This window comes from Brotaphodocola sp., from assembly GCF_050873065.1.
Classification (GTDB): domain Bacteria; phylum Bacillota; class Clostridia; order Lachnospirales; family Lachnospiraceae; genus Brotaphodocola.
The window spans coordinates 1-11,348 of record NZ_JBNMIC010000058.1; the positions used below are offsets into that span (position 1 = coordinate 1).

The following is an 11,348-nucleotide window of genomic DNA, read 5'->3' on the forward strand; positions in this document are numbered from 1 at the left end:
CCAATCAGACGATCTACATCGACAATGACAACCTGCTCGCCGGCCAGGAGGCCACCGAATATCTCTACCAGCTCGGTCACCGCAAAATCGGATATATCGGAAGCGACAGCACCATGATGTTCTCCGCTGACCGGCGCACCGGCTATGAGAGTGCCCAGCTCCGCCATCACCTTCCGCTGAATCCGGACTACTGCATCGAGATGAAGTCCGCAAATGAGGAAGACCGCCAGCCCCTCCTCGAACTTCTGCGGCGTCCGGACCGCCCCACCGCTCTGGTTGTGAGCGACGATATCCTCGCGGTTGCCCTCGAGCGCGTGTGTTTGGAGACCGGGCTTTCGATCCCGGATGATCTCTCGATCATCTCCTTCAACAACTCCCTGTTTGCCCGCCTGACTTCCCCTCAGCTGACCTCAGTGGACATCAACTCCTTCCAGCTTGGAATCGAGGCGGCATCCCAGATGATCAACCACATCGAAAATCCGAACCTGCTCGCGACAAAAATCCTTGTTCCGCATCACATCGTGGAGCGCGACAGCTGTGCAAAGCTGTAAAGCAAGGCAAAGCAAAACAAAATCACAAACGTCATTACAACAACAAGGGAGCGGAATTTTCCGCTCCCCGTAATTTCTGTTCAAGTCGACGCCCGCGGAGCGTATAATCTCAGGTCGTGCTCTGCGCCACGGTTTTTCCCATCTTCTTGATCGCAAGCTTATAAATATCAAGTGTGCTGTCCACCACAGGATCCCAGCCAAATTTCTCTTTGATATAGGCGATCTCTCTCTCTCCATCTGCATTCTTTTCTGTCTCCCGAAGAGAAATTGCATGCTGAAGGCACACGCGAAGAGCTTTCACATCTCCGACCGGGAAATACTTGGCATAATCACCAGCAACCTCTCTGTTTTCCGGAATATCGCTGAAAATGCAGTGTGCTCCATAACTCATCGCCTCAAGCATCGTAATCGCCATTCCCTCAACATCGCTCGGAAGGACATAGGCAATACAGTTGCTGTAAAGCTCTTCCAACATCTGTCCCTCGACAAATCCCGTCATAATAATCCGTTTATCTTTCGCCGCTTTCTCACAGATGGACGCCGCGTAAGGATTCGCCTTATCCGCATTTCCCGCAATCACAAGCTTGACATCCGTATCAATTCCGCCAAACGCCTCAATCAGATAATGAATCCCCTTTTCCGGGACAATTCTTCCAAGATACAGGATATAATTCTGCTCTTTTAAGCCAAATTTGCGGATTTTGTCCGGAGGAACAGGATCGTGAACCTGAATTCCATTATTCAGATAATGCGTCTCTCTGCCATATGTCTCCAGAAAATAGTGCTGCATATCTTTTGAGAGCACAATGATCTCATCGGCATAGCGCGCTGCAACTCGCTCACCAAAAAGCAGATACTTTGTCGCAAAATTGCCCCACTTTGCACGCTTCCAATCCAGTCCGTGGATCGTCGCCACAACCGGAATTCTAAAAAGTTTCGGAAGCCATATCATCGCACAGCTTCCTTCTGCATGATAGTGAAGGACATCATGGTCTCCAAAAAGTGCCCTGCATGTAGCTGAGCATGTCGCCAGCACCGAATAAATGAACGCATTCAAGGATGATTTCTGTGAGGTCAGAATCTTGTGGATTTTTACATTCCTGTACTCTTTCGGAAGTTTTGGGAGCTCTTTATTAAAGGGCTCCCAGCGGTTGTAAGCCTCCACCTGGTTGCCCCTCTGCTCCATTTTCACCGCAAGCTCTGTGACAACGGTCTCAATTCCTCCCTCTCTTGATGGGATCCTCTTATGACCGAGCATTGCTATTTTCATACTTTTCCCCCCTGTTTCCGTATATATATTTCCGTATATCTTCTTGTCTCCGTATCGATCTTACTTTCTTTCATATTGCTTTCCGCGTTTAGATTAGATTTGATTCAATTTATCTCTCTGTTTTCAATTCTTACGCATATATTCCGCTCATTTATCATACGTTTTTTGAATTGTCTGTTTTTTACAGTTATATAAGAAAATATTAACACTATCTTTACACAGTGTCAATCGTCTCTGGGGTGTTCTGTGGATCTTTTCCTCTCGTTTTGAGTTTTTACCCCCCCCCCTAATAATAAAGAGGGCTTTTCATACAGTTCCGGAACCTGGACATGCACCAGTTCTTCGCAAAATTCATAACAGTCCCGGCCTTTTTTCTTCGCGCGATAGAGTGCACGATCCGAATTTTCAAAAAGTTGATTGTAATCAAATCCATAATGCCCGTGAGGCAGAAAGGAAACGCCCACGCTGCACGTCATCGTGTAATCCGGATATGGAAAATGAAGTCTCCGGATATTCCGGACGAGTTCCTCGCTCTTCTCCTCAAGAAGCGCTCTCTCGATCCCCTTCACAAAGACCATGAACTCATCTCCGCCGACCCGCGCCACAATATCCCGGCTATCAAACGTCATCCGCAGAAGATCTCCGAGCTCCACGACCGCCTTGTCTCCAAAAAGATGGCCATAGCGGTCATTTACATGTTTAAAATTGTCAATATCAACGACCAGCATTCCGCAGGACTCTTCCGAGACCCGATGGCAGATATATTCGTCTACCATCTCTTTTGCCGCACGCTTGTTGTAAAGTCCCGTAAGCACATCCCTGAGAATCTGATCTTCCAGATATTCCTGACGCGCAGAACTTGAGATGGCATCCCCAAAAACTCCGACCAGAAAAGTCTCATTCTCATTTTTATACACAAGGGTGGACTCCACAACCTTACGCCGAATTTTTCCAGCTTTATCGATCACGCGGATCGTCACTGCACCGCGCAGTTTTCCCCTGCAGAATTCGATCGCCTTCCATCTGTCTTCCGGATGAATCCGAGGACTGGATTTTAAAAGATCCATGTATCCCTCCACCCGCTTTTTGGGGTTTAAGTCATGGTCATAAAGAAGCAGACTGTCTCTCATCGCATCGTATTCAAAAAATTGAAAGCCTCTTCCTGCCACAAGCTGAAGCAGTTTTCCGGCCTTTTCCAGATTTTCCAGAATCGGTTTCTTCTCCACGCTGTTCATCCTTTCCGTCACTCTTCCGTCAGAATTCTGCCAATGCTCCCCTTATACTGCGGCAAAGTCTCATTCGACCAGATGACTCTGCTGATCACCCTGCACTCCTGAAACCTTCCGTGAATCCGCATCTGACAGACATTTTCCACTTCGGGGTTCTCCGGCGTTGTCCGCAAAAAGCTCTCTCTGAGTTTTTTTATCTCCGCTGGCGGAATTGCCTCCAACAGCTTTTCATTTTTTTCCGGTTCGAGCATCACCTCATCAACTCCGAGTACCTTTGCGCCCCACTTCGAGATCGTCAGCATCAACGGCTGGGCTGTGTACTCGTATCGAATCTCCTTGGAGAGTGAAGAAAAGAATTTGTCCTTCATTCTTTCATATTCAAGCTGCTGCTGTGTGCGCTCCGCGACAGAAAATTCCGGTCTCTGAAGCAGTTCATCTGCCACATTTCGCATCTGACGGATATTCTGATCTCCGACAGAGCGCAGCTCCAATTCCTTTGCGATCCGATCCTGGATCTCCACAAGGCACTCTAAAAGCAGGGGATTGAACGCACCGCACTCCCCATTTAAAATCATCTGAATCGCCTGATTGTGGGAATATGCCGGCTTATAAACGCGCTCGCTCACAAGGGCATCGTACACATCCGCAAGCGCAACCACCTGCGCCGAAATCGGGATCTCCTCCCCTTTTAAGCCATCCGGATAGCCTTTTCCATCATATCGCTCATGATGCCACCTGCAAATCTCATACGCGATCTTCACCAGTTTCTCATTTTTATAAAAATCAATCTGACTCAGCATGGATGCTCCGATCTGTGCATGTGTCTTCATGATTTCATACTCTTCTTTTGTAAGTTTGCCCGGTTTGTTCAAAATCCGGTCATCGATTCCAATCTTTCCGATATCGTGAAGAGAGGAGGCAAGCGTGATCATCGATCGATCCGTCCAGGAAAGCCCGTACTTATCCGTCTTTTTCGCCAGACATTCCAGCAAGATTCCGGTGATCGCATTGATGTGCATCACATGGAGTCCACTCTCGCCATTTCGAAATTCTACAATATGGCTGAGAATGCTGACCAGAATCCAGTTGCCCTTTGCCCGGTCATAAACCTGATCCGTCACAAGCCCGATCAGATGCCTCTGCTTTGCATACAGCATAATCGTGTTCTGAACGCGCCGCTGGACGACCTTCGCATCAAACGGGCGGCTGATATAGTCCGTCGCTCCCAGCTCATACGCCCAGTCCACATAGGCAGATCCATTCTCCGCGGAAATCATGATCACCGGAATATTCTCAATCCAATGGTTCTTATTCATGATCGCCAGCAACTCAAATCCATCCATCACCGGCATCATAATATCCAGAAGAATTAAGGAAATTCCGGTTTCATATTTCTGAATCAGTTTCAGCGCTTCCGCTCCGTTTTCTGCTTCGAGAATCTCAAACTCTCCCGCCAGAATTTCTGCTAACATTGCCCGATTCAGCTGCGAATCGTCCACCAGCAGAACTCTCTCCTTTCTTACTTCGTTCCCCATTTTTATTTTCCTCTGCACAAAAAGATTTTCCTATGAAATAAAACGCTATCGCCATTTTATCATAAAAAAGAATAACTGACTATCACTCTTTCCCATCATTCGCAAAAATGTTACTGTTCACGCGTTGTACAAACAGCAACGCTGAGAGTTCCCATTTACTCCAGCCGCCCCTTCAGATACAAAAGCGCCTGCGTGATCAGGCATCCATGATCCACTGCAATCCCGTCACTTGAGAGCAGCCTGTACTCCTCTTCCTGCAAAATTCCGCTTCCCTTGCAGCAGATTTCCACCTCCGCGTGCAGTTCAATCCCATGTTTTGAATTTTTCAGGGAAAGCTCCCAGATTTTTCCGGTCTTTGTATCCAGATTATCCTGATTGGCGTTCTTTTGATTCAGGGAAACATCCATCCAGAGGGCATCCGCTGCATCGTCACCTGCCTTGACCGGAAGTTCTCCCTCCGCAAGAGCCAGAAATGAGGTTGTGATCACGCGCCACCGCGGATCTCTCTGCCAGGCGCCCCAGGTGCGCATCTGGCGAAGCGGAAGTCCTGCCACTCCCGTCTCCTCCTCGAGTTCTCTCGCAGCTCCTGCCTCCAGATCTTCCCGAAGTTCCACAAAGCCTCCCGGGGTTGCCCAGAAACCAATGCTCGGATGATTGCTGCGCTTCACCATCAGCACCTGAATCGGCTGTCCCCAGCGCACCAGTTTTTCTTTGCTGCGCACGACAATGATATCTGTGGTGTTGCTCGGCGTGTCATATTTTTGGGGATTGTATGCATCCAGAAATTCCTCAAGGCTCTGTCCCGCACGATTCTTCTCTCCCGTTCCATAAAACGGATCCAGTTTCTCTAAAAATGCCATCACTCCGTCTCCTCCTCTGCCTGCTTTGCCCCTTTTGTTCCGCTCGTAATGACGGCACTCGTCGAAGTCTCCGGCTCCGTCCCGCCATTTTTATTTTCACTCTGACCGCTCGTATTTGCGTTCTGATCTCCATCCTCCTGATCGAACTCGTCGAAATCTTCTGTGCTGATCTCGGCGCTGTCGTCCCAGATGATATTCCCAGAATTTCCTGCTTCCTGATTCTTTTTTGAGCGTCCCGCAAGATAAACCGGAGAGGACGAGCTCTCCTGTGGGAAACTGCTCTCCTCGTACTCTTCCTCTTCTGACCCGCTCTCTGCCATTCCAAGCTCCGACTGATCCCAGAAAGCGCCGTTAAAGAAGCTGTTATCGTCGCCCTCTTCCGTCTTCGCCGTCCGAAATCCCGGTCCTAAAATTGCAAGCCGTCTCTCAATCATTTCATCCGACAACACTTCTCCGCAATAGCGCAGCACATTTGCAGACCAGGAGACACCTCCCGCCATTCTCACAGTCGAAGTCGCATTGACTTCCCCGTTTAAAAGCTGTCTCGCAAGCTCCGGCTCCGAGCGCAGAAAACGCGTATTCGTTCCCTTGCCATTTCTCGTCAGAATCGTATTTCGAAGTCGGTAAATCTCCGTGATCATCTCGTCATCCGTCATCTCCGGGGAGAGATGGCTTAAATAGAGCGAATTGTGCACCCCACAGTTGATATTGACACTTAAAAGCGCTGAGCTCACGGCAATATTGCGCTGTTCCAGATGGAATCCCGCCTCCGAGAATGCACGGTAAGTACTTGTAAAATATCTTCTGTACAAAAATGCCGCCTGATCCGCCGCATAATTTGTCGGACTGATCGCCTCTGCATACTGGAAAGCCTGCTCTAAATCCGAATTTCCCACAAGCGTCTCATCCGAGTCTCCATACTTGCCCACAAAATCCGCAAATCCACTCCAGAGTGCCGGATGAAGCTGATACGCATAATTCACAAAATCCATCAGATCATAGCGATAATCGAACTGGCACAGACCATAGGCACGCCCATGATCGCCCATCGTGATGCTTCCACCGCTCGTCTCCCCTGCCATTGAGAGCAGAAACAGCTCAATCGGATATCCGCCGATCTCATATCCACTCGTTCCCGGTGCCCCATCAAGCGGACAGTTTCCTTTCTCTGTGTACAGATTGATGCTGACAATTTTTCCGTATGTATCCAGATTATAAAGACCGTCAGGAGTCACACCGCCGGACTGCGCCGCTCCGTTCTCTGTAAAGTAATACTGATCCGTTCCAATCCACTGGTAACCCGTCAGGATTTCTCCCTCTGTTCCCGTCAGATAGAGTGAACCGTCTTTCCAGACAGCAACTTTCGGAAGCGGATTTCCATTCTGGTCAACCGCATATAAGTCGCCTCCGAGATCGATGATCCCCGTCATCATCACTCCATTTTCATCAAAGCGATACAGCTTTCCGTCAAGTACCGCCAGAGTCCGCGTCAAATCCGAACCTCCCATGCGATAATGCCACCCATCATCCTCCTGACGCCATCCGCTCACAGAAGATTTTGAAAAATCTTCCCACTTCTTTTTTAACTTTTCTTCTGATTCCGTCCAGTTTTCTCTCAGATCGCCGTTTTCTTTGCCCTGATCTGTGAGATCAATCACATCCTGCAGATTCACAGCTTCGATTCTCTCCTTTGATACCAAGGAGGTCTGAGCGGGCACAGGGCTCCACCAAAGCGGCATCTGCGCAAGCGGAATCATAAGAAGAGACGCCACCCCCATACTCACCCATCTGAGCGGTAGATCCTGTTTTTTTATTTTCCACATCGTTTTTCATCTCCGAAAACTTTTTAACGCCATTTCCCATCCTGTCATAATCTCATAATGATCTCATAATCAATAAGTAAAATCAGACAACACAATGGGAAATAGAAACAGCCGGTCGCTTCCCTGTGGAAACGCCGGCCAGTTCTGATTCTATCCGAGGTCTTTTTCGTCACTCTCGTCACGAAATGCTGCCACGGGTCTCTTTTTATTAGTATACACACAAAAAAAACCATATGTCAATCCCCAGAATCTTTGTTCAGAAAATTCCAAAAATTCTTTTCTATCTGAAGTTGCAGGCTGTGCGGATCGCAGCCGCGAAGAGCCGCTGTTTTTTCGATCGTCCGCCAAAGCGACTCATCTGCTGACATCAGATCGGCCTCTCCAGATACCTCTGCACCGACTCTTCTCCCCTCATCAAAGGCCCAGCGGACGGCTTCCATTCCATCCGTCTCTACAAGAAGACGTTCCGGACGGACCCTCCTTGCCACCTCCTGCACACTCGGATTCCAGATCACATCTGGTCCAATCGAGAAAAAACAGTCCAGTTCAAGATAGCGATCCAGATCATGGTCGGCAGAATACCAGTGCACCAGATAGCGGTTCGGATAGCGGCAGATCAGGTCTGCAATCTCCCTCTCCTGTTCCTTTGTGTGGAGAACCACCGGTTTTTTCGCCTGAACGGCAAAAGCGAGCTGCTGTTCAAATACCTCCCGCTGACGCTCGAGCAAAACCTCACACCAGATCCCATCCATACCGATCTCGCCGATCACACTGCCCTTTTCCATGTACGGCCTCATCTGCTGCACCGACCACTTATCACTGTGCCACGGATGAAGCCCAAAAGTCGGAATCAGCACGCCCTGTGCACCTGGAATCCTGCAAAATTCTCCCACACGTTCTGCTTCCCCCGGAGTTCCGGCAGACACCATTGTGACGAGATGCCGGTGGATTCTCTCCTTTGCCTCCTGCTTTGTCAGAATGTGTGCATGGGCATCCGTCATATGCTTGTCCATGCCCTGAGCGTCAAAATCCGGTTTTCTCTCTGTCATCACGCTCATGAATTCTCATTCCTCTCCCCCATGATCTCCCGATAAATCTCTCTGCGCAGTTCCCCCTGCTGATAGAGCCAGTCTCTGGAGCGGTTCTTTTCTGTGATGGACAGCTCCCTCCGCACCTTTCCGGAAACCCGGTCCAGAATCAGAATCCGGTCAGACAGATAGATTGCCTCATCCATGTCGTGAGTCACAAGAAGAACTGTGCGGTTCATCTTCTTTCGCACACTGAGAAGCCAATCCTGCATCTCGCCCCGCGTGATGACATCAAGCGCACCAAATGGTTCATCAAGAAGCAGGATGTCCGCGTGGCACAGAAGGGTTCTGAGAAAAGCTGCACGCTGGCGCATTCCTCCGGAGAGCGCGGACGGATATTTATTCTCATATCCATTCAGGCCAAAAGCCTCCATCTGGCGCTGTGCCTCCTGCTTCACCTCTGCCAAAGTCCCATGAATCCGCCCATAAAGACAGACATTCTCGAGAATCGTCTTCCACGGAAACAGAAGATCATTCTGCGGCATATACGCAAAATGTTCGGTGATTCCCCGGATCGCTTCTCCATCCACCAGGATTTTGCCGTCTTCCGGAGTGAGAACCCCTGTCATCAGTTTCAAAATCGTCGATTTTCCACATCCCGATGGGCCAAGAATGCTCACAAACTCTCCCTCCCCGACGGAAAAATCAAGCTGATTCAAAATTTTTCGATTCTCATAGGAAAATACCAGTTCCGATACTTCCAGTTTTTTCATCGCCTCTTCTGTTCTCCTTCTGATTTTCTGTTTTCTGTGTCTTTTTGCGCGCTGATGCTGTCTTTCAAATTCCTATTCCCTACTCCGGAAGAAATTCGTTTGTGTAGCAGTCTGCTGCCGGAATCTTGTGATCGATCACACCGTACTCTGCCATGAAATCCGTATAATTATCCCACACACTGTCCTTCATCTCGCCCCAGCGATCCGTGTCTTCCATATATTTTCCTGAGAGATACTCCTGAGACATCTTCAGCATATCGAGGGAGTAATCCGGTGCATATTTGTGAAGAATCTCCGCACTCTCATCCGGATGCTCAATCGCATAGCGATAGCCCTTCTCCGTGGCAGAGAGGAATTTCTTTACCATCTCCGGCTTATTTTTCAGAGTATCGTCATTTGCAATGATGACCGGAGTGTAGTAATCGAGGCGCTCATCGAGCTGGCGAAGTTCCATATAATTGATCGGAAAATCATTCAGCTTGCACTTTACATTATCCCAGCCCTCAAAAAACCACATGATGTCCACCTTATCCTTCAGAGCCTCAAAGCCGGAACCATCCGAAATCACCATATTCAATTTGGAGAAGTCCGCACCTGCCTGTGTCATCACTGCCTTCAGGACAGCCTCCTCTCCCGGTCCGCCCCAACCGGCATAGGTCTTTCCCTCAAAATCTTTCGGGGAAGTGATATCCTTGTCTGCATATGTCACAAAGCCAGAGGTATTGTGCTGAATCAGCGCTGCGATTGCCTTGATCGGAAGTGCATCCTTGGAAGTCAGTGCCACAGTCACATCCTCCTGATAGCTGATTCCAAAATCTCCCTTTCCTACTGCGACGAGCGTAGCGGTCGCACCCTCTGTCGGCTCCACAATGTTGACATTCAAACCCTCTTCCTCATAATATCCCTGATCGAGTGCCACATACATTCCTGTGTGATTTGTATTTGCCACATAGTCCAGAATCACGGTCACATCTTCTTTTTCACCTGCATCAGAAGACGCTCCTTTCGTCGTTTCAACCTGAGTGTCCCCAGCTGCAGACGTTGTCTCTGCCGCACCGGTCGTCTCAGTTGTGCCCTTTGATGAGCCGCAGCCAGAAAGGCTTGCCGCAGCCAGAACTGCTGCCATCAGCATACTTCCCGCTTTTTTCCATGTTTTTCTCATAATATTCTCCTCTTTTTCCTTTTTCTGCATCTTCTGCAGTTCTCACCGTTTTTTACAGTGATTTATGAGATCCGTCCACTTCTCTTACTTCTCGGCAGCAGACGAGAATCCATCTTAATTATCCCCGACTCTGACCTTGTCCTTTTTCCGATTATACGGCATCGCTGCCTAGGAAATCAGACGAACCAGACCATTCATGCATAAGCTCAGCACAACGATAAATACCACACACGCAAACACTTTATCAAGCATATAGCTGTTCTTCACGCGCAGCAGATAATAGCCAAGCCCCTTCTGGGAACCAAGCCACTCACCGACCACTGCACCGCTGATACTGTACGTCGCTGCAACCTTCATTCCAGATAAAAGTTCCGGAATTGCCGCCGGAATCTTTACAAGCCAATAAGACTTCCATTTTCCTGCCCCGTAGGAGCGGACAAGATGCACATACTCCTTATTTACCCGCAAAAGACCGTCCGCAAAGCTGACCGCAACCGGAAAGAAGCACATCAGCACAACCGTCAGAATCTTCGGCGCCATTCCAAATCCCATATAGATGATCAGAATCGGCGCCATCACAATCATCGGGACCGTCTGTGTCACAACAAGAATCGGATAGAGACTGCTCCGGACTGCCGGAAACGAATCCATCAAAATTCCCAGAAGGAGCGACAATACAAAGGCAATCACAATTCCGAAAAGAGCCTCCCCCGTCGTCACAAGTGCATGTCCGCTAAGTTCCGCACTTTCTGAAATCAACGCCTGAACAACCGCTATCGGGGATGGCAATACATAGAGCGGAATTTGCAAAATCTGAACTGCCACCTCCCAAATTACCAAAATCGCCAGAATAAAAAGAACCGGCGTGAACTTTTCCTTCTTTATAGTTTTCATAAATAAAATCCTTTTCCTCTCATACAAGAAAAAAAGCTGCACCCCATCTCTGGAATACAGCTTTCTATCGCTATATCTTTTATTCATATACCTTCAAAACTGCACATTGAATCATCCGTATTCTGTATTTCCTAAACCGTCTTGGTTAAGCCCTCGACCTATTAGTGACAGTCAGCTCCACACATTACTGCGCTTCCACCTCTGCCCTATCTACCTCGTCGTC

At 48.8% G+C, this 11,348-nt stretch carries 10 protein-coding genes and 1 rRNA gene; 1 reads left to right on the forward strand and 10 read right to left on the reverse strand.

All coding sequences use genetic code 11. The features are described 5' to 3' along the window. Positions 1-551: substrate-binding domain-containing protein (locus ACR0QE_RS11545; RefSeq protein ID WP_432628497.1), on the forward strand; the 551-nt coding region annotated here is incomplete at its 5' end. 109 nt (positions 552-660) lie between these two features. On the opposite strand, the gene ACR0QE_RS11550 is transcribed toward ACR0QE_RS11545, so the two are convergent. From ACR0QE_RS11550 to ACR0QE_RS11595, 10 genes are all read right to left on the reverse strand, one after another. Beyond that, a complete protein-coding gene (locus ACR0QE_RS11550) occupies positions 661-1,821 on the reverse strand; it encodes a glycosyltransferase family 4 protein (protein ID WP_432628498.1) in 1,161 nt (386 codons plus the stop codon). A 224-nt stretch (positions 1,822-2,045) separates the two neighbouring features. Then, positions 2,046-3,056, reverse strand: a complete 1,011-nt coding sequence (locus ACR0QE_RS11555) for a GGDEF domain-containing protein (RefSeq protein WP_432628499.1) — start codon at positions 3,054-3,056, stop codon at positions 2,046-2,048. 8 nt (positions 3,057-3,064) lie between these two features. Further along, complete coding sequence (locus ACR0QE_RS11560) at positions 3,065-4,585, reverse strand: HD domain-containing phosphohydrolase (protein ID WP_432628500.1); 1,521 nt, start codon at positions 4,583-4,585, stop codon at positions 3,065-3,067. 155 nt (positions 4,586-4,740) lie between these two features. Next, positions 4,741-5,445 carry an NUDIX domain-containing protein gene (locus ACR0QE_RS11565; RefSeq protein WP_432628501.1) on the reverse strand — a complete coding sequence of 235 codons (705 nt, stop codon included), beginning with the start codon at positions 5,443-5,445 and terminating at the stop codon, positions 4,741-4,743. Then, positions 5,445-7,268: a hypothetical protein gene (locus ACR0QE_RS11570; RefSeq protein WP_432628502.1), complete on the reverse strand. Its 1,824-nt coding sequence runs from the start codon at positions 7,266-7,268 to the stop codon at positions 5,445-5,447. The genes ACR0QE_RS11565 and ACR0QE_RS11570 overlap by 1 nt, the downstream gene beginning before the upstream one ends. 236 nt (positions 7,269-7,504) lie before the next feature. Further along, positions 7,505-8,326, reverse strand: coding sequence for a TatD family hydrolase (locus tag ACR0QE_RS11575; RefSeq protein ID WP_432628503.1), 822 nt, complete (start codon positions 8,324-8,326; stop codon positions 7,505-7,507). Then, positions 8,323-9,069: an ABC transporter ATP-binding protein gene (locus ACR0QE_RS11580; RefSeq protein ID WP_432628504.1), complete on the reverse strand. Its 747-nt coding sequence runs from the start codon at positions 9,067-9,069 to the stop codon at positions 8,323-8,325. The genes ACR0QE_RS11575 and ACR0QE_RS11580 overlap by 4 nt, the downstream gene beginning before the upstream one ends. 79 nt (positions 9,070-9,148) lie before the next feature. Next, positions 9,149-10,231, reverse strand: a complete 1,083-nt coding sequence (locus tag ACR0QE_RS11585; protein ID WP_432628505.1) for an ABC transporter substrate-binding protein — start codon at positions 10,229-10,231, stop codon at positions 9,149-9,151. Positions 10,232-10,399: 168 nt separating this feature from the next. Then, positions 10,400-11,125 carry an ABC transporter permease gene (locus ACR0QE_RS11590; protein ID WP_432628506.1) on the reverse strand — a complete coding sequence of 242 codons (726 nt, stop codon included), beginning with the start codon at positions 11,123-11,125 and terminating at the stop codon, positions 10,400-10,402. 141 nt (positions 11,126-11,266) lie between these two features. Further along, positions 11,267-11,348 (reverse strand): 23S ribosomal RNA (locus ACR0QE_RS11595); the annotation flags it as partial.